Below are 17,936 nucleotides of genomic sequence, written 5' to 3' on the forward strand. Positions count from 1 at the left end.
CCGCCTCGACAAGCCGGGCTTTCGCCAATAGCCTCGGCTTTTTCGCCAAGGTGGGATGCATGCAGTTCACGCAGCGCCAACGCCCTGATTGGGGCAGATGGAGGCCGCTCCTGGTGGCGCTACCGCTGGGCCTGCTCCTCGGCTTCCTGGGTCCCTTCGGCTCCTACCCGGCCTACCCGACCGCTACCCGCTACGCATTCTGGCTGGGGCTTACGGCCATGGGTGTGGTGGCTGCGGTCGCGGCGGAGGCCTTGCTGCCCGTATCCATATTTCGCAGCCGTGCTATCCGGACGGGAGCCGTCGCTCTGGTTTCCGCCTTGCCGATGATGTTCGTCGTGGCTTGGACAATGTCTCTTCTTCAGCCGGGCCGAGTTTTCATGCCCCAGCAGCTGCCGGCTCTGTTCGGGGCGGTCGCAGCAGTTCAATTGCTGATTGTCTACGCGGCCACCATTGTCGCCCCCAAGGTTGATGACGCCGATCCGGTCGGCCGTGCGCCGGCTCTGGCGGAACCTAGCGTGGAGGCAGTTCCGCCTGCTGCCTTTCCGACTGCCTTGCTAAGCAAACTGCCGCCCGGGGTCGGCAGCGAGATCATCGCGCTAGAAACCGAAGATCACTATCTTCGCGTACATACGAGCGCGGGAAGCGCCTTGATCCTAATGCGGATGGCCGATGCGGTGGCCATGCTCGACCCGCGCTTGGGTGCGCAGGTCCATCGCCGCTGGTGGGTCGCGGAACGAGCCGTTACGCAAGTGCAGAGGGATGGGCAAAAGCTCTGTCTCTGCCTGACGAACGGGATTGCTGTTCCCGTTGGCCGAACCTTCTTGGGCGTGGCGAGAGCGAGGTTCGCATCTGCCCCTAACGCCCACCCTTCGCCGATAGAGGTAGGCGTCTAGGCTTTCGCCTTGTGCCGTTCCAACTCGTCGCCGATTAGGCGGGCTACGTGCACGACGTTGGTTGAACCCGGCGTGCCGAAGGGGACGCCGGCGGTGATGATGATGCGCTGGCCACCTTTGGCGATGCCATGGCGGAGGGCCATACGCTTGGCCTTGGCAATCATTTCCTCGAAGCTGTTCACGTCCCGCGTTCGCACAGCATGGGCGCCCCAGAGCAGGCCCATCTTGCGCGCCGTCTTCAGCGAAGGGGTGAGAACGAGGAGCGGCACCGAAGGCCGTTCGCGGGCAACGCGGCGGGCGGTGGAGCCCGATGACGTGAAGCAGACGATTGCCGCAGCCTCGACCGTGCTGACGATGTTGCTGGCCGCCGCGGCGATCGCGTCGTTGGTAGTAGGGTCCGGAAGCGTCTCGGTGAAGTGGACGCGGGCATTGTAGCCCGGATCCTGCTCCACGCTGGTCGCGATGCGGTTCATGATGGCGACGGATTCGCAGGGCCATTCGCCGGACGCGCTTTCCGCCGACAGCATGATCGCGTCGCCGCCGTCATAGACCGCCGTCGCCACGTCCGACACTTCGGCGCGGGTCGGCGAAGGCGAGGTGATCATCGATTCCAGCATCTGCGTCGCGACCACCACTGGGCGACCGAGGCGGCGGGCGGTCTCGACAATGCGCTTCTGAAGTGGCGGCACCTGCTCGGGCGGGAGCTCAACGCCCAGATCGCCGCGCGCGACCATGACGGCGTCCGCAAGCTCGAGGATACCGTCCAGCCGGTCGATTGCGGCCGGCTTCTCGATCTTGGCAAGGAGCGCGGCCCGGCCCGCGATCAGCCGCCGCGCCTCGGCCACGTCCTCCGGCCGCTGCACGAAGGAAAGCGCGATCCAGTCGACATGATGGTCGAGCGCGAAGGCTAGATCCGCGCGGTCTTTCTCGGTGAGCGCCGCGAGCGGCAGTACCACGTCGGGAACGTTAAGGCCTTTGTTGTTGGAAATCGTGCCGCCGACTTCGACCATCGTCTCGATGCGTGTCTCGTCGATGCTGAGTACGCGGAAGACGAGCTTGCCGTCATCGACGAGCAGCCGGGCACCGGCCTCGATCGCTTCGAAAATCTCTTTGTGCGGCAGCGTGACGCGTGTCTCGTCGCCAGGCGCCTTCTCGCAGTCGAAGATGAAGGTCTGGCCCTTCTTGAGCTGCGCCTTGCCCTCGGTGAACTGACCGACCCGAAGCTTCGGCCCCTGCAAATCCGCGAGGATCGTGGTCGGCCGTTCAAGCTCTTTTTCAAGTCCGCGGATCGTCTCGATGAGCTTCAGGTGATCAGAATGCTTGCCGTGGCTCATGTTGATGCGAAAGGCGTCGGCGCCGGCTTCCGCCAGCTTCCGGATCATCTTCGGCGTGTTGCTCGCGGGCCCGAGGGTGGCGAGGATTCGCACCTTGCGGCTGCGGGGGACGAACTGGCTTTGTGCGGTCTCGAAGGTGGCCATGGGTGGCGGAATAGCCACTATTGGTGACAGTTCAACCCGTGGCGAAAAGGAGCCTTGAGCGGCCCGGCGGCCAATCCTACAGCCACGGCTTCATTTCAGAATCGGGGTGGGACTAGGAACATGGCGGAAGGATCGATCGCGGCCGACGAACTGAGGCTGCTCATCGAGCGGATCGAGCGGCTGGAAGAAGAGAAGAAGGCGATCGCCGACGACGTGAAGGACGTCTACGGCGAGGCCAAAGCCCGCGGCTACGACACCAAGACGATGCGGGCGATCGTCCGCCTCCGCAAGATGGAGAACCATGTCCGGCAGGAAGCCGAGGCGCTTCTCGACACCTACAAGGCAGCGCTCGGCATCGACTGATTGAAGCCGGTGAATCCCGTCGCTAGAAGATCAAGCGGGGCATTCACGAACATGAAGGTGACGAGCGGCGATGGCCGGCCATAGTAAATTCAAGAACATCATGCATCGGAAGGGCGCCCAGGACAAAAAGCGCTCGGCTATGTTTTCGAAGTTGTCGCGGGAAATCACCGTGGCGGCGAAGATGGGCACGCCCGATCCAGACATGAACCCACGCCTTCGCGCGGCCGTGCTCGCCGCCAAAGCGCAGTCGATGCCAAAGGACAATATCCAGCGGGCGATCGACAAGAGCTCGGCGGGCGACGCCGATAATTATGAGGAAATCCGCTACGAAGGCTTCGGTCCCGGCGGCGTTTCGCTGATCGTCGAGGCGCTCACCGACAACCGGAACCGCACCGCGACCAATGTGCGGACCATCTTCTCGAAGAATGGCGGCAATCTGGGCGCGTCGGGTTCCGTTAGCCATGGCTTCAGCCGGCTCGGCCTCATCACGTATCCGGCCGCGGCGGGCGATGCGGACGCAGTGTTCGAGGCAGCCATCGAGGCGGGCGCGGAGGATGTGGAGTCGGACGAGGACGGCCACCAGATCTGGACCGCGCAGGAGGACCTGCACGAGGTCGCCAAGGCGCTGGAGGCGGCGCTCGGGGAGCCGGAAAGCACCAAGCTTGCGTGGCGCCCGCAGACGCCGGTTGAGGTCGGCGAAGGCGAGGCCGGTACGCTGTTGAAGCTGATCGACGCGCTCGAGGACGATGACGACGTCCAGACGGTGTGGGGCAATTATGAAGTCTCCGACGAGGTGATGGAGAAGCTCGGCTGATCATAATCGGCCTCGATCCGGGCCTAGGCTGCACCGGCTGGGGCGTGATCCGCGCTGAGGGAAACCGGCTGAGCCACATCGCGAACGGGCAGGTCAGGACCGATCCTAAAGCGGAATTGCCGGAGCGGCTGGTGAAGCTGGATGCGGCGCTGGGCCAGCTCATTGCCGAGTATCGTCCGGATGCGGGAGCGGTCGAGGAAGTGTTTGTAAACGAGAATCCGCAGTCGACGCTGAAGCTCGGACAGGCGCGGGGCGTCGTGCTGCTTGCCGCCGCGAAGAGCGGGATGTCGGTCGGAGAATATGCGCCTACTTTGGTAAAGAAGGCGGTGGTCGGCACCGGCGGGGCGGACAAGGCGCAGGTGCACGCGATGATCGCGCGCCTGCTGCCCGGAGCGAAGATTGCCGGTGCGGACGCGGCGGACGCGTTGGCCGTGGCGATCACCCATGCCCATCATCTGGCGAGCGCGCGGGCGCTGCGGGGCGCGGCATGATTGCGAAGCTCCGCGGCCTCCTCGACAGCTTCGGCGCCGATCATGCGGTGATCGACGTGCAGGGCGTCGGCTATCTCGCCTTCGCTTCCAGCCGCACCCTGTCGCAGCTCGGCGCGATTGGGGACGAGGTCGTGCTCCACACCGAGATGCTGGTGTCGGAGGACGACATTCGCCTCATCGGCTTCACGTCTGCGGAGGAGCGGGACTGGTTCCGGCTGCTGACATCGGTTCAGGGCGTCGGCGCACGGGTCGCGCTTGCGATCCTCTCCGCCCTCACCGCCGACGAACTCCACCGCGCCATCGCCAGCGGCGACAATGCGATGGTGGCGCGGGCGCAGGGCGTTGGGCCAAAGCTCGCCCAGCGCATCGTTAACGAGCTGAAGGACAAGGCGGGCGGCGTGGTGCTCGGTCCTGCTGCTACCGGAGCGGCCGTACCCGCGGGAAGCCACGCTGCGGACGCGGTGTCGGCGCTGCTCAACCTCGGCTTCCGGCCCGCCGAAGCCTCGGGCGCAGTGGCCAAGGCGGAAGCGGAGCTCGGACCTGAAGCCAGCCTCGATGCTTTGGTCCGCACGGCGCTCAAGAAAGCCGCGCGATGACCGATCCGGGCCGTATCATCACCGGCGACCGCCGCCCTGAAGATCTCGACGCGGCGCTGCGGCCGAAGACGCTCGACGATTTCGTCGGGCAGAAGGCGGCGCGGGAGAATCTGCGGGTATTCATTGAGGCGGCGAAGAGCCGCGGCGATGCGCTCGACCATGTGCTCTTCTTCGGACCGCCGGGGCTCGGCAAGACGACGCTTGCGCAAATCATCGCGCGGGAGCTTGGCGTCGGGTTTCGGGCGACGTCCGGACCGGTGATCGCCAAGTCGGGTGATCTTGCGGCTTTGCTAACCAACCTCGAGGATGGCGACGTCCTCTTCATTGACGAGATCCACCGACTCAACCCGGCGGTGGAGGAGGTGCTCTATCCGGCGATGGAGGACCGGGCGCTTGACCTGATGATCGGCGAGGGGCCGTCCGCGCGGTCGGTGCGGATCGACCTGCCGAAGTTCACACTCGTAGGCGCGACGACGCGGCAGGGCCTTATCACCACGCCGCTTCGGGACCGGTTCGGTATTCCGGTGCGGCTGAATTTCTACACGGTCGAAGAGCTGGAAAAGGTGGTGCGCCGCGCCGCGGGGCTGCTGGGCCTTTCGCTCACCGATGATGGCGCGAGCGAGATTGCACGGCGCTCACGCGGAACGCCACGCATTGCCGGACGGCTGTTGCGGCGCGTGCGGGATTTCGCGCAGGCGGCGGGTTCGGCGGAGGTTGATGCGACCGTGGCGGACGGCGCCCTGACACGGATGGAGGTGGATGGGCTCGGTCTCGATGCGATGGACCGGCGCTACCTCAGCATGATCGCTGACATCTACAAAGGCGGGCCGGTGGGTGTTGAGACGCTGGCGGCGGGCCTTTCCGAGCCGCGCGACACGATCGAGGAAGTAATCGAGCCCTATCTTATTCAGCTCGGCCTCGTCGCACGGACGGCGCGGGGGCGCTGCCTCAATGGGCGCGGCTGGACCCATCTCGGGATCACGCCGCCCAAGTCGGCGCAGGAAGGGCTTTTCGACAGCAAGTGATCGGGGGAAGTATGCGTTTGATGAAGCTGGCAGCGGCCGGTGCGGCGCTAATGCTGGGCGCGCCCGCGACAGCGCAGGATGCGGCACCCAATTACGGTGAAGCTGGAAACTGGCTGTGCCTGCCCGGGCGGACCGACCCCTGCTCCTCGCCCCTGCCGACGACGGCGCTGAACGCCAACGGCTACGGCTCGGTCGGGCAGAGCATGCCGAACCAACAGGCGACGGTAGACTGTTTCTATGTCTATCCGACGGTGTCGCGCGATGCGGGGCTCAACTCCGACCTCACCACCGGCCCCGAAGAGATTGCGGCCGCAAGCGTGCAGTTCGCTCGCTTCTCCAGCGCCTGCCGTCCCTTTGCCCCCGTCTACCGGCAGCTCACCCTGTCATCGATCCCGCGCGCGGCGGCAGGGGAGAACGTGTTGCCGAACTTCGCCATTGCCTATGGCGACGTGCTCGCCGCCTGGCGGCACTATCTCCAGCATCACAATCAAGGCCGGCCCTTCGTTCTTGTCGGCCATAGCCAAGGGACGATCCACCTGCAGCGATTGCTGGCGCGCGAGATCGAGGGCACCCCCGCGGCAAGCCGCATGCTCTCGGCGATCCTGCTCGGCTTCAACACGGAGGTGCCGGAGGGGAAGCTGGTCGGCGGTACTTTCCAGAAGACGCCGCTCTGCTCCCGCGTCGGAGAGACGGGCTGCGTCATCAGCTACGTCTCCTTCCGCGCCACCAACCCGCCGCCACCCGGCGCCTTGTTCGGGCGTGCGGTGCGGCCGGGCATGACGGTCGCCTGCACCAACCCCGCGCGCTTTGCCAAGCAGACGGCGCCGCTCGACAGCTATTGGTGGGCCGGCGGTTCGGCGACGCGTGAGCCGTCGCCTATCAAATGGTCGAGCAGCGGCAATCCGCCGACCGGCTTCGTCCGTACGGACGGCCTCGTTTCCGCCGCCTGCGTCACCCGCGGCAATGTCGGCTACTTATCGCTGGTGGTGAATGCAGACCCTGCCGATGCGCGAACCGACGAGATACCCGGCGATGTTGCGATCGGTGGTGTTGTCCAGCGCGGCTGGGGCATGCATCTGGCAGACATGAGCGTGGCGCAAGGCGACCTTATCGCGCTTGTCGAGGCACAGGCGGATTTGTTTCGTCGGCAAAAGTGATTCAGTTCGTCCGTTCTACCTTCCGCGCAGAGTCCCGGATGGTTAACAGCGAGGCGTGAGCAGGGACATCGACAAGCCTTACGAGGGGGCTTTCACCGGCAAGACCCACCGCTTCGCGCTCCGCGTCTATTTCGAGGACACGGACACGGCGGGGATTGTCTATTACGCCAACTACTTGCGCTTCATGGAGCGGGCGCGGTCCGACATGCTGCGCTGCGTCGGCGTCGACCAGCGCGCGGCGCTGGAACGCGGCGACGGCGTCTATGCGGTGGCCGAGGCGCAGATCAAATATCGCATGCCGGCAAAGCTCGATGACGCGCTGGTGGTGGTGAGCCGCGTCGTCGAGGTGCGCGCCGCATCCTGCGTCATTCATCAACGAGTCATGCGCGGAGATGAAATCCTTACGGACGCGAAAGTGACGGCTGCTTTCCTTTCGCCGGAGGGCCGTCCCAAACGCCAGCCGCGCGAGTGGGTGGAGATATTCGAGCGGCTGAAAGGGGAGGATGAGTGAGCAATCTGGGTGCTGAGGGCGGAATGGCGGAGGCGATGTCCCCGATCGCTTTGTTCCTGCAGGCCGACATTGTCGTCAAATCGGTCATGGTCGGCCTGATCCTCGCCAGTATCTGGACCTGGGCGATCATCATCGGCCACGCCTTCCGCCTCCGCCGCCTCGCACGGGAGAATGCGCGGTTCGAGCGCGAATTCTGGAAGGCGCAGGACATAGACGCCTTTCACGAGGCCGAGGGGCGGAAGGACATCCCCAGCGCCAAGGTGTTCGCCGCCGGTATTGCCGAATGGCGCCGCTCGACGGCCGGTAAGACGCTCGACAGGGAAGGCACGCGTTCGCGGCTTTCGGTGGCGATGCATGCCGCCGTGGGTCAGGAGGTGGACCGGCTCGCCGACCGCCTTAACATCCTCGCCACGATCGGATCGGTCGCGCCGTTCGTCGGCCTGTTCGGCACCGTCTGGGGCATCATGCGAAGCTTCAACGACATCGCGGGCGCCAACAACACCAGCCTTGCGATCGTCGCGCCCGGCATTGCCGAGGCCCTGTTTGCGACCGCGATCGGCCTGTTCGCCGCCATCCCGGCGGTGATCGCCTACAACCGCATGACGCACGGCATCAACCGGATGGAGGCGCGGCTTACGCGCTTCGCCGACGGCTTCCACGGCACTCTTTCCCGCGAATTGGAGCATGAGGCCTGACCATGGCGATGGGCCCCATCCATAGCGGCGGGCAGCGGAGGCGCCGGACTCCGATGGCGGAAATCAACGTCACGCCTATGGTGGACGTGATGCTGGTGCTCCTCATCATCTTCATGGTGACGGCGCCGTTGCTGGTTGCCGGCGTGCCGGTGGACCTTCCGGACAGCAAGGCGGGCGCCCTCGATCAGGAGCAGAAGCCCGTCCAGGTTTCGCTCGATGCGAGCGGTGCCATCTTCATCGACGAGGCGCCGACCAGCGAGGCGGAGCTTGCAACGCGGCTTCAGCAGATCGCCGCCGCGAGCCGCGAGGAAGGCGGCCCGCGCATCTTTCTCCGCGCCGACCGTGGGCTCGATTACGGGCGCGTCATGGGCGTGATGGGCGAGATCAATAATGCCGGGCTCCGCAAGGTGGCTTTGGTCAGCGTCGCAGGGCCGGAAGGATAATGGACCGGGCGGAGGCAACTGGCTTTGGCGTTGCCGTGGCGGGCCATGCGGCCCTGCTCGGCGTGCTGTCGATGGGCTTTGCCAATGCCGTTCAGCCGCCGCTGATGAACGCGCCGATAGAGGTCTCGTTCGTTGACGAGGTGGGGCTGGAATCCACCGTCACCGAAATTTCCACCGAGCCGCCGGCGCAGAGCGTCGCACCCGAACTGGGCGCGCCGGAAGAGGCCGCGCCCGAACCTGCTGAAACGCCGGCGCCGCCCGAACCCGCGCCCAAGGCCGCCGAAGCGCCGCCCGAGCCGAAGCCGGTGCCGAAGCAGGCCGTGAAGCCGGCGCCTGCCAAACCTGCTCCAGCTAAGCCCGCGGTCGCCAAGCCGAAGGCCGCAGCGCCCTCGGGCAAGGCCAACGAAACGAAGGGATCGAGCCTCGGCGAATTGCTGAAGGGCATCGGCAGCGATCCGTCGCCGTCCAAGTCCGTGAAGCCGACCGGAGCGGTGATGAGCAATCAGGCCGCGGCCAGCATAGGCGCGGCCATCCAGCGCCAGATCCAGCCCTGCGCCGACCGCCAGGTGAACCCTGGCCCCGGCGCGAACCGGATCCGCACGCGCGTCAACCTCAGGCTCAATCGCGACGGGTCGCTGGCGGCGCGGCCTAAAGTGCTTGGCCAGACGGGCGTCGACGATGGAAACAGCCGCTATGCGGCGCGCGTAGCAGACCTTGCCATTGCCGCCTTCGTCGGCTGCTCGCCGCTTCGCGGGCTGCCAGAAGAGCTGTACGACGTGCCGCGCGGCTGGAGCAATTTCACCATGAATTACAAGCTACCCGGATGAGGGGAAGAATAGTGCGCGTATCGACATACTTGAAAACCGCGGCGGCATCTTTGCTACTGCTTGGGACCTCGGCATTTGCCCAGGAGACGCAGCCGCCCGCTGATCCGGCCGCGGAGCAGGGTGGGCTTGAAGTGGACGTAGTCGGCGGCATTTCGGCGCCGATGCCGATCGCCATTCCCCACATGCCCACGCCCGCCTTCGCCAACACGGCTGCGGGCAACACCGAAATGCTCGGGCGGCAAATTGCAGAGATCGTCACTGCCGACCTCCGCAATTCCGGGCTGTTCCGGCCGATGGATACGAGCGCGCTCCCTCGCGTCTCCTACCCGCAGGTGACGGCGCCAGATTTCGGCTTCTGGGGCGGCAGCGGTGCGCAGGCTTTGGTGCAGGGGTTTGTGCAGGCGAACGGCAACGGCACGTTGACGGTCGGTTGCTATCTCTACGACGTGCTCGCGCAGACCGAGCTCGCGCGGCAGGGTTTCGTCGTCCAACCGGCGCAGTGGCGGCGTGCAGCGCATAAATGCGCCGATGCTGTCTATGCGCGCCTCACCGGCGAGGGACCCTATTTCGACAGCCGCATCGTCTACGTCTCGGAAACCGGGCCGAAGAACCGGCGCACCAAGCGGCTCGCTATCATGGATCAGGACGGCGCCAATCACCGCTTCCTGACCAACGGCCAGAATGTCGTGCTGACGCCGCGCTTCGCGCCCAACCAGCAGACGATCGTCTACATGAGCTACGTCAACGATCAGCCGCGAGTCTATGTGTACGAACTCGGATCAGGACAGCAGCGGCTGCTCGTGAACCAGCCATACATGACCTTCGCGCCGCGCTTCTCGCCGGACGGGCGCTGGGTGCTGTTCTCGATGTCGGTCAACGGCAACACCGACCTTTACCGGGTCTCCGCATCCGGTGGCGCGCCGCAGCGGCTCACCAACGCGCCCGGCATCGATACCGGCGGCAGCTATTCGCCGGACGGACAGCAGATCGTGTTCGAAAGCGATCGTGGGGGATCGCAGCAGCTTTACGTGATGAATGCCGACGGCTCTGGCCAGCGGCGGATCAGCTTCGGCGGCGGCCAATATGCGACGCCGGTCTGGAGCCCGCGCGGCGACAATATCGCCTTCACCCGCATCGGCGGCGGCGGCTTCCGCATCGGCGTGATTAGCCCAGCGGGTGGCGGCGAGAAGATACTGACCGAAGCCTGGCAGGACGAGGGGCCGACCTGGGCGCCGAACGGCCGCGTCATCATGTTCTTCAGGACGGCGCAAGGCTCGGGCAAGGCGGACCTCTGGTCTGTGGACCTGACCGGCGTCAACGAACGCCGCATCCCGACGCCGCTCGACGGTTCCGACCCGGCCTGGTCGCCGCTGCTTCCATAAATGTACCGCGTTCAGAGGAGGAATAAATGAACAGACAGAGCCTGAAGATCGCCGCGCTCGCCGCCGCGCTCGCGCTCACCGCCGGCTGCGGCAAGAAAACGCCGGAGACGCTTCCGCCCGAACCGCCTCAGCAGGGGCAGACGGATGGCGGGCTCGGCACGGATCCGGGCGCAGGCAATGTCGGCGGAGCTGTCATTCCAGGTTCGCGCGCAGACTTCCTTCGCTCGGTGCCTTCCGACCGCGTCTTCTTTTCGACGGACAGCTATTCGCTCGATGCGGAGGACCGGGCGACGCTCGATGCGCAGGTGGCATGGCTGCAGCGCAACCCCGGCGTGCTGGTCACGATCGAAGGCCATGCCGACGAGCGCGGCACCCGCGAATATAACCTCGCGCTCGGGGATCGCCGCGCCAACGCGGCCAAGAACTATCTTCAGTCGCGCGGCATTGCCGCGTCGCGCCTGAACGTGGTGAGCTGGGGCAAGGAACGGCCGGTCGCACTCGGCTCAGACGAAGGCGCGTGGGCGCAGAACCGCCGCGCCGTCACGGTCGTCCCGCAATAAGCTAGGCGAGCGCCTCGTCCAGCAAGCGGGCGAGGCGCAGGCCGCCCTTGGCGATCCGCTCGCGAATGACCGGGATGAGGCGGCGAGTGGTTGCTTCGTCGATGACCGGCTCAGTCTCAGGAGCCGCGCCGCAGGGATCTTCCATCACGCTGCCATAGGCGAACTGGCGGGCCGCCTCCCAACCTTCGCGCGCCCAGTCTTCCGTCGTTCCGGTCCGCCACGCGGCCCGCTGTTCCGTACTGACTTCCGAAAGCACACCCGCGGCGTTGCCCGGCGGGTTGGAGATACCGCGGTCGGCGAGATAGCCGTCCCAGATGGCGTGAAGGTTGCGGCCGGTAATCGCGCCGTAGGATGCCCTGAAACGGTTGCCGCCGAGATCGCCCTTATCTCCGGCGTGGAGCGGCATGTGAAGATCGCCGACGAAATGGACGAGAAAGGCGAGGGCCATCAGCCGCTCTCGCTCCGGCAGCGTCTTGTCAGCAAGAAGCTTGGCATTGCGGTCGATCTGCGCGGACACGCAATTGCCGTCCCGGCAGGCGCTCTTCTGGTCGAACGGCTTGCAGACATCGACATTCTGATAATGCCAAGACGAGGCGTAGCTGAACCGATCGCCTAGCGTCTTTATGCAGTCGGGCCAGTAGCTCACTTCCTCGATCGTCGTGGCTGGGCAGGTCGGCGTGTCGAGCAACCCCGACTTCTTCATCAGCCGGTTAAGCTCGGCGCGCGTCGAAGGCTTCACCTCCATAAAGGCAATGCGGCCGACGCTGTAATGGCCATATTCCCACCAAGCGCCGGCAGGGGAGGCCGCAAGCGCAAGGGCGAGGCCGAGAAGGAGAGTGCGAAGCTTCAGCATGAGGCGCGTCTACGTTCCGATTGTGACAGTCATTCGTCGCCGTAGATGGCGACGCTGCGGCCCTTTGCCGATGCCATGCCGCGATACATTCCGGGCGTGTTGAAGGAATAGACGGTCTCGCCCTTCGGCGTCACGACGATGACGCCGCCGGTGCCGCCGAGCTCGCCAATCTCCTTCATCACAACGTCGGCGGCCTTCTGGGCGCTTTCACCTGCCAGCCGCATACGGGCGCAGATTTCATGGGCCGCACCTTCGCGGATGAAATATTCGCCGGCGCCGGTGGCCGAGATCGCGCAGGCGCGGTCGTCGGCATAGGTGCCGGCGCCGATGATTGGACTGTCGCCGATCCGACCCCAGCGCTTGCCCGTAAGGCCCCCGGTCGAGGTCGCGGCGGCGACATGCCCCTGCGTGTCGAGTGCCACTGCGCCCACCGTCCCATATTTCAGGTCGACGTCGAAATAGCTGAGGCTCTTCGACTTCAGCTCCTCGAGCTGGCGGCGGCGCTCCGGGGTGGCGAACCATTCCGGCGGCGCCTGCTCCAGCCCCTGCTGACGCGAAAATTCGTCGGCGCCCTCGCGGGACAGGAACACGTGCGGGCTCTTCTCCATCACCGCGCGGGCGAGGCTGATTGGGTTCTTGGTCGCCGTCGCGCCGGTCACCGCACCCGCGGCGCGGGTACGGCCGTCCATGATCGCCGCATCAAGCTCGTTCGTTCCCTGATAGGTGAAGACCGCGCCCCGCCCCGCGTTGAAATTCGGATTGTCCTCGAGCTCGCGCACCGTCGCCTCAACCGCATCGAGAGCGCTGCCGCCGCCCGCCAGCACCTTCGATCCCGTCGCCAGCGAATGGTCGAGCGCCGCCCGGATCTCCTTGTCCTTTTCCGGAGACAGGTTCTTCCGCTCGATCACGCCCGCGCCGCCATGGATGACGAGCTTCCACTCTCTTTGTTGGGCTTGAGCGGCATCGGTCATCAGCAAGGCTCCGAGAATCAATAGCAAACGCATGGGGCTACTCCCTAGGTGCCTGCCGCCTTAGCAGCGGCACGGCGGCGGCCCAACCGATTCCCTGCTATCAAGCGTAGGCGATAAGGCGGCCGAAGGTGGCGACGCCGAGCCACAGCGCCAGCGAGACTAAAGCCATCAACCGTGAAGGCGCGGTGGGCGGAGCGGCATCGAGCCGGCGGTAGAGGACGCGGAAGGCGACGGCATTTGCGAGCGCTATGCCGATCAGGACTAACTTCAGCCGGAAGATGCCGCTGCCGGCGAGCGCCACCGCATCTGCGGCGAAGAGAACGGAGCCGCTGGCGACGAGGATGAAGATTCCGGCAATTCCGAGCGGCGTCAGCGCCTCGGCCAGCGTCTGGAGCGGCAGGCGCGGGAAGGCGCCGAGCAGGCGAAGATCGATGAGGCCGATGCCGCCGAGGAGCAGGACCAGCCCCAGCAGATGGAGAACGTTCGCAACCGGGTAGGCGTAAGCCGAGCCGGCCGCCCATGCCGCAAACGGCGTCGACGCGACGGCTTCGGCAATCTGAAGCAGCAAAGGCCTAGCGGAGCTCGACCGTCTTGTTGCCGACGATCAGGCGCTCGATGCGCATTTCGCGGGTGCCGTCGCTGCGCGGATAGCCGACGAGAGTGACCTGCTGGTTGGGGGCGAGCATCGCCTGCGTAAGGCCGCGCGCTTCCATGCGGCTGACGGGGGCGAGAATCACATCCCATTGCTGATCGCGGAACGTAACCTTGGCCGCGCCGTGCGGGTTGCCCCAATGGAGGCTGGTAAGGTTCGCTTTATGGGTGATGGTCTTCGTCGCGTCGTAGCTGGACCAGCCATGATGGGCGAAGGCGGCAGCGGGGATGAGAAGGAGGGCAAGAACGGCCCCTTTCAAAGTGCGGGACATAGGTCTCTCCTGTTCAGCGGGTGAGCAGTTGCCGCAAATTATGCGAAGCATGGGCCGAGAGCCAGTGCCAAAGGTCACGCCGCGGGTTACGCGGCCACCCGCACTTCATTATATAGGCACTCGAACGTTCAGGAGTTTCTATGTCCATCCGTCCTTGGCGCGACATCGCCCGGCGGCCGTCGCGGCAGATCATGGTCGGCAATGTGCCGGTCGGCGGCGATGCCCCCGTCACGGTTCAGACCATGACGAATACGGTGACGGCGGACGTGAAGGCGACGATCGACCAGATTCGCCGCTGCGAGGAAGCGGGTGCGGACATCATCCGCGTCTCCTGCCCGGACGAAGAATCAACCGCAGCGCTTCGCCAGATCGTGCGCGCGGCCCGGGTGCCGATCGTTGCGGACATTCACTTCCACTACAAGCGCGCGCTTGAGGCCGCGGACGCGGGCGCCGCGTGCCTTCGCATCAATCCCGGCAATATCGGCTCCGAAGCGCGGGTGAAGGAGGTGGTCGACGCCGCCAAGGCGAACGGCTGCGCGATCCGCATCGGCGTCAATGCCGGCTCGCTGGAGCGCGACCTGCTCGAAAAATATGGCGAGCCTTGCCCAGAGGCTTTGGTCGAAAGCGCGCTCGATCATATCCGGCTGCTCGAGGATCAGGATTTCCGCGAATATAAGGTGGCGGTGAAGGCGTCGGACGTCTTCCTTGCCGTTGCCGCTTATCAGCAGCTCGCCGAGGCCGTCGATTGCCCGCTCCACCTCGGCATCACTGAGGCCGGCGGCCTTCGCGGCGGCACGGTGAAGAGCGCCATCGGCATCGGGTCTCTGCTCTGGTTCGGCATCGGCGACACGATCCGCGTCTCGCTGTCGGCGGAGCCGGAAGAGGAAGTGCGGGTCGGCTTTGAAATCCTGAAGGCGCTCGGCATCCGCAATCGCGGCGTGCGTGTGATCTCCTGCCCGAGCTGCGCCCGTCAGGGCTTCGACGTGATCCGCACTGTCGAGAAGCTGGAAGATCGGCTTTCCCATATCCGCACACCCCTGTCGCTTTCGGTGCTCGGCTGCGTCGTCAATGGCCCTGGGGAGGCTCGCGAAACGGACATTGGTATTACCGGCGGCGGCAACGGCAAGCACATGGTCTATCTCTCCGGCGTCACCGACCATCATGTGCAGGACGAGGATATGGTGGACCACATCGTTCGGCTGGTGGAGGCGAAGGCGGCGGAGATCGAGGCTGTAAACGCAGCGGTCGCAGACGCCGCCGAATGAAGCCCGTCAGCACGGCGGTCGCCTTCGTCGTCGCAACATTGGGTATCGCCCTTTTTTCGGTGATGGACGCGGTGATGAAGGGGCTGGTGCTGGCGATCGGCGCCTACGCCACACTGTTCTGGCGAAGCCTCGTAAGCCTCGGCCTCTCATCGGCGCTCTATCTGCCGCAGCGGCAGGGCTGGCCGAGCCGCAAGACGCTGCGCATCCACATCGGCCGCGGCGCTCTAACTACAGTCATGGGCGTGCTCTTCTTCTGGGGGCTTGGCCGCGTACCGCTGGCGCAGGCGATCGCCCTCGCCTTCATTGCCCCCTTGATCTCACTCTATCTCGCGGCGGTCCTGCTGCACGAAAAGGTGGGCGGAAAGACCGTCGGCGCGTCAGTCGTCGCCTTCGGGGGCGTGCTCCTGATCTTCCTGGGGCAGGCGCGGGCGGATCTCGGGCGGGAGGCTCTGATCGGAAGCTTCGCTATCCTCTGCTCGGCGCTCTGCTATGCGCTCAATATCATCCTGATGCGACGGCAAAGTCTCGCCGCCGGGCCGGTGGAGATCGGCTTCTTTCAGAATATGACCGTCGCCGTGCTGATGCTCGCCGCGCTGCCGCTGCTGGGGACCGAGCTGCCTTCGCTCGCGACATGGCCCTGGATTGTCGGCGCGGCGCTGCTTTCGACCGGGTCGCTGATGATCCTCTCCTGGGCCTATGCCCATGCCGAGGCGAGTTATCTCGCTGCCACCGAATATACGAGCTTCCTCTGGGCGGCCTTGCTCGGCTGGATCTTCTTTTCGGAAGAGGTTTCGCTCTACACATTGGCCGGCGCGGCCCTGATCGTGGCGGGCTGCATCTTTGCCGCGCGGAGGCCCGAGGAGGCCAACCCGCATCTGGAAGCGGCGGCATGAGGGAGGCGTTCTGATGGCCTGGTTCCTGCTGATCCTCGGCGGCCTTTTCGAAGTCGGCTTCACCACCTGCCTCCGCTTCGTAGAAGGCTTTCGCAACATTCCCTGGACGCTCGGCTTCCTCGCTTCGGTGACGCTCAGCATGGGGCTGCTCGAGGCAGCTTCTCGGACGATCCCGATGGGTACGGCTTATGCGGTTTGGGGCGGGATCGGCGCGGTCGGCACAGTGCTGGTCGGCATCTTCTTCTTTCAGGAATCCGCCGGCACGCTCCGCATCGCGCTCATCTTCGGCATCGTCGCCTGCATCGCCGGTCTGAAGCTGATCCACTGATGGCGTTCGACGAAGGCCTCTACGCCTGGGTTCAGGAAGCGCTGGAGCCGCTCGGCAGCGTCAGCATGCGCAAGATGATGGGCGGCGCGACGCTCTACCTCGACGGCACCGCGTTCGCGATCTTCGCTGAGGACGATCTCTGGTTTAAGGCGGACGGAGAGACGGACGCGATCTGGGACGAAGCCGGCTGCGAACGTTTCACCTACACGTTCAAGGACGGCCGCGTCGGGACGATGAACTACCGCCGCGCCCCGACGGACGTTCATGACGATACCGACGCGATGCAGCGCTGGGCAAATCTCGCGCTGCAGGCGGGCGTTCGCGCCGCTGCCAAGAAGAAGCCGACGAAACCGAAAGCTGTTTAGCACTTGAAGTTTGGACGAGGATCAATCCGTCGTGGCGCGCGATTTCTCCAGCTCCGTTCGCTCTTCCGCCGCCTTCTTTTCCGCAGTATTCAGGCCTCCCCACCAAGCGGATGCCGTCAGATTGCCCACTTGTGCATCGATGATCTCAAGTGCGTCCCACTCGTGATCGGACTCGATGCCACGCATCCTTATCGGCCGCAGTTCGAGCAGGAAGATATGGTCTCGATACGCTGTCAGGAATTTGTCGATAGGATGATCGGCGACGATCCCGACAGTGTCGACTTTGCCTACGAACTCCACATCAACCCACTCGAAGTCGCCGCCGGACCATCCGCGAAACCTCGCCTCGACCGTTCTGGATGACGATGGCGCCGCCTCAGGCTTTGCCGCCGGACCTCTGTCGTCGGAAGCCGGTGCGCAGCCGGTGAGCGCCAGCAATGCAAGTGTTACGATCCGCACGTAGCTTCACGTAACACCGGCGGAGCATTCAGGCGAGAGGCGCTTAGCGCCGCTGCGGCTCCAGCAGCGGCGCCACGGTGGGGCTTTCCTCAACGGAGCGGAGGAAGCGCGGTTCGATCCTCTTCCGCGACGCCTGCTCGTAAGCAAAGCCGAGCGAGAGGATGAAGGCGTCCGACCATTTGGGCCCGATAAAGCTGAGGCCAACCGGCAGGCCCTTCACATGCCCCATCGGGACGGTGAGATGCGGATAGCCCGCCACCGCGGCGAGGCTGCCCGCGCCGCCGCCGGCAATCTGGTCGCCGTTCACCGCGTCGATCAGCCAGGCCGGCGCCATGGTGGGACCGACCAGCGCCACGACATTGTGCTCCTTGAGGAGCCGGTCGATGCCTTCGACGCCGGCCTTGCGGAGCGAAACCTCCCGCGCCTTCTTGTAGGCAGGATCGTCCAGGCCCTTGGTGGCCTCCGCCTGCTCGAACGTCTCCTGATCGAACAAAGGCATTTCGCGGTCGGCATTGGCCTTGTTGAAGGCGATGAGGTCGGCGAGCGTCCGCGTCCGAACGCTCGGCGGCGTAGTGGCGAGATAGGCGTTCATGTCCGCCTTCAGCTCGGTCAGGAGCACCTGGAATTCGTTCTGGCCGATTTCG

At 65.3% G+C, this 17,936-nt stretch carries 23 protein-coding genes and 1 pseudogene; 17 read left to right on the forward strand and 7 right to left on the reverse strand.

The features are described from left to right. The first annotated feature begins 113 nt into the window (after window positions 1-113). Window positions 114-893: a LytTR family DNA-binding domain-containing protein gene (locus VGD10_RS11550; RefSeq protein WP_331040970.1), complete on the forward strand. Its 780-nt coding sequence runs from the start codon at window positions 114-116 to the stop codon at window positions 891-893. On the opposite strand, the gene pyk is transcribed toward VGD10_RS11550, so the two are convergent. Further along, window positions 890-2,371 (reverse strand): pyruvate kinase, encoded by a 1,482-nt coding sequence (pyk, locus tag VGD10_RS11555; protein WP_331040971.1) that lies wholly within the window; start codon window positions 2,369-2,371, stop codon window positions 890-892. The two genes, VGD10_RS11550 and pyk, sit on opposite strands and share 4 nt — an antisense overlap. Before the next feature lie 120 nt (window positions 2,372-2,491). Between pyk and VGD10_RS11560 the strand changes: the two genes are divergently transcribed. The 12 genes from VGD10_RS11560 (at window position 2,492) to pal (ending at window position 11,235) form a co-directional block, all read left to right on the forward strand. Further along, window positions 2,492-2,734, forward strand: coding sequence for a DUF2312 domain-containing protein (locus tag VGD10_RS11560; RefSeq protein ID WP_331040972.1), 243 nt, complete (start codon window positions 2,492-2,494; stop codon window positions 2,732-2,734). Between the two features lie 70 nt (window positions 2,735-2,804). Continuing rightward, window positions 2,805-3,548, forward strand: a complete 744-nt coding sequence (locus tag VGD10_RS11565; protein ID WP_331040973.1) for a YebC/PmpR family DNA-binding transcriptional regulator — start codon at window positions 2,805-2,807, stop codon at window positions 3,546-3,548. After that, window positions 3,545-4,039, forward strand: a complete 495-nt coding sequence (gene ruvC, locus VGD10_RS11570; protein ID WP_331040991.1) for a crossover junction endodeoxyribonuclease RuvC — start codon at window positions 3,545-3,547, stop codon at window positions 4,037-4,039. Before VGD10_RS11565 ends, ruvC begins: the two co-directional genes overlap by 4 nt. Then, window positions 4,036-4,635, forward strand: a complete 600-nt coding sequence (ruvA, locus tag VGD10_RS11575) for a Holliday junction branch migration protein RuvA (protein WP_331040974.1) — start codon at window positions 4,036-4,038, stop codon at window positions 4,633-4,635. Before ruvC ends, ruvA begins: the two co-directional genes overlap by 4 nt. Beyond that, a complete protein-coding gene (ruvB, locus tag VGD10_RS11580; protein WP_331040975.1) occupies window positions 4,632-5,660 on the forward strand; it encodes a Holliday junction branch migration DNA helicase RuvB in 1,029 nt (342 codons plus the stop codon). The genes ruvA and ruvB overlap by 4 nt, the downstream gene beginning before the upstream one ends. Before the next feature lie 20 nt (window positions 5,661-5,680). Then, complete coding sequence (locus tag VGD10_RS11585) at window positions 5,681-6,817, forward strand: DUF3089 domain-containing protein (RefSeq protein WP_331040976.1); 1,137 nt, start codon at window positions 5,681-5,683, stop codon at window positions 6,815-6,817. Between the two features lie 55 nt (window positions 6,818-6,872). After that, window positions 6,873-7,328, forward strand: coding sequence for a tol-pal system-associated acyl-CoA thioesterase (ybgC, locus tag VGD10_RS11590; RefSeq protein ID WP_331040977.1), 456 nt, complete (start codon window positions 6,873-6,875; stop codon window positions 7,326-7,328). A gap of 23 nt (window positions 7,329-7,351) precedes the next feature. Further along, window positions 7,352-8,023, forward strand: coding sequence for a protein TolQ (gene tolQ, locus VGD10_RS11595; RefSeq protein WP_331040992.1), 672 nt, complete (start codon window positions 7,352-7,354; stop codon window positions 8,021-8,023). 2 nt (window positions 8,024-8,025) lie between these two features. Next, the gene (gene tolR / locus VGD10_RS11600) at window positions 8,026-8,466 is read left to right on the forward strand and encodes a protein TolR (RefSeq protein WP_331040978.1); all 441 of its coding nucleotides are present in this window, start codon (window positions 8,026-8,028) and stop codon (window positions 8,464-8,466) included. Next, window positions 8,466-9,293: a cell envelope biogenesis protein TolA gene (locus VGD10_RS11605; RefSeq protein ID WP_331040979.1), complete on the forward strand. Its 828-nt coding sequence runs from the start codon at window positions 8,466-8,468 to the stop codon at window positions 9,291-9,293. Before tolR ends, VGD10_RS11605 begins: the two co-directional genes overlap by 1 nt. Then, complete coding sequence (gene tolB / locus VGD10_RS11610; protein ID WP_414639527.1) at window positions 9,290-10,675, forward strand: Tol-Pal system beta propeller repeat protein TolB; 1,386 nt, start codon at window positions 9,290-9,292, stop codon at window positions 10,673-10,675. Before VGD10_RS11605 ends, tolB begins: the two co-directional genes overlap by 4 nt. 26 nt (window positions 10,676-10,701) lie before the next feature. Further along, on the forward strand, window positions 10,702-11,235 hold the full coding sequence (pal, locus tag VGD10_RS11615; protein ID WP_331040980.1) for a peptidoglycan-associated lipoprotein Pal: 534 nt from the start codon (window positions 10,702-10,704) through the stop codon (window positions 11,233-11,235). 1 nt (window position 11,236) lies between these two features. On the opposite strand, the gene VGD10_RS11620 is transcribed toward pal, so the two are convergent. The 4 genes from VGD10_RS11620 to VGD10_RS11635 form a co-directional block, all read right to left on the reverse strand. Then, entirely contained in the window at window positions 11,237-12,088 is an 852-nt protein-coding gene (locus VGD10_RS11620; RefSeq protein ID WP_331040981.1) for a S1/P1 nuclease, read from the reverse strand. Between the two features lie 29 nt (window positions 12,089-12,117). After that, entirely contained in the window at window positions 12,118-13,092 is a 975-nt protein-coding gene (locus tag VGD10_RS11625) for an isoaspartyl peptidase/L-asparaginase family protein (protein ID WP_414639528.1), read from the reverse strand. A gap of 67 nt (window positions 13,093-13,159) precedes the next feature. After that, window positions 13,160-13,627 carry a hypothetical protein gene (locus tag VGD10_RS11630; RefSeq protein WP_331040982.1) on the reverse strand — a complete coding sequence of 156 codons (468 nt, stop codon included), beginning with the start codon at window positions 13,625-13,627 and terminating at the stop codon, window positions 13,160-13,162. Between the two features lie 4 nt (window positions 13,628-13,631). Continuing rightward, a complete protein-coding gene (locus VGD10_RS11635) occupies window positions 13,632-13,982 on the reverse strand; it encodes a DUF6152 family protein (protein WP_331040983.1) in 351 nt (116 codons plus the stop codon). Window positions 13,983-14,122: 140 nt separating this feature from the next. On the opposite strand from VGD10_RS11635, the gene ispG reads away from it, so the two are divergent. The 4 genes from ispG to VGD10_RS11655 are packed head-to-tail and all read left to right on the forward strand — an operon-like array spanning window position 14,123 to window position 16,833. Beyond that, window positions 14,123-15,247 (forward strand): flavodoxin-dependent (E)-4-hydroxy-3-methylbut-2-enyl-diphosphate synthase, encoded by a 1,125-nt coding sequence (gene ispG, locus VGD10_RS11640; RefSeq protein ID WP_331040984.1) that lies wholly within the window; start codon window positions 14,123-14,125, stop codon window positions 15,245-15,247. Continuing rightward, the gene (locus tag VGD10_RS11645) at window positions 15,244-16,140 is read left to right on the forward strand and encodes a DMT family transporter (protein ID WP_331040985.1); all 897 of its coding nucleotides are present in this window, start codon (window positions 15,244-15,246) and stop codon (window positions 16,138-16,140) included. The genes ispG and VGD10_RS11645 overlap by 4 nt, the downstream gene beginning before the upstream one ends. A gap of 13 nt (window positions 16,141-16,153) precedes the next feature. After that, window positions 16,154-16,468, forward strand: a complete 315-nt coding sequence (locus VGD10_RS11650) for a multidrug efflux SMR transporter (protein WP_331040986.1) — start codon at window positions 16,154-16,156, stop codon at window positions 16,466-16,468. Beyond that, window positions 16,468-16,833, forward strand: coding sequence for a TfoX/Sxy family protein (locus tag VGD10_RS11655; RefSeq protein ID WP_331040987.1), 366 nt, complete (start codon window positions 16,468-16,470; stop codon window positions 16,831-16,833). The genes VGD10_RS11650 and VGD10_RS11655 overlap by 1 nt, the downstream gene beginning before the upstream one ends. Window positions 16,834-16,854: 21 nt before the next feature. On the opposite strand, the gene VGD10_RS11660 is transcribed toward VGD10_RS11655, so the two are convergent. Both VGD10_RS11660 and VGD10_RS11665 read right to left on the reverse strand, forming a co-directional pair. Next, window positions 16,855-17,271 (reverse strand): hypothetical protein, encoded by a 417-nt coding sequence (locus tag VGD10_RS11660; protein ID WP_331040988.1) that lies wholly within the window; start codon window positions 17,269-17,271, stop codon window positions 16,855-16,857. A 64-nt stretch (window positions 17,272-17,335) separates the two neighbouring features. Beyond that, a pseudogene (locus tag VGD10_RS11665) lies at window positions 17,336-17,936 on the reverse strand (amidase); the annotation flags it as partial.

The sequence above is a fragment of the Allosphingosinicella sp. genome, from assembly GCF_036402135.1.
Classification (GTDB): domain Bacteria; phylum Pseudomonadota; class Alphaproteobacteria; order Sphingomonadales; family Sphingomonadaceae; genus Allosphingosinicella.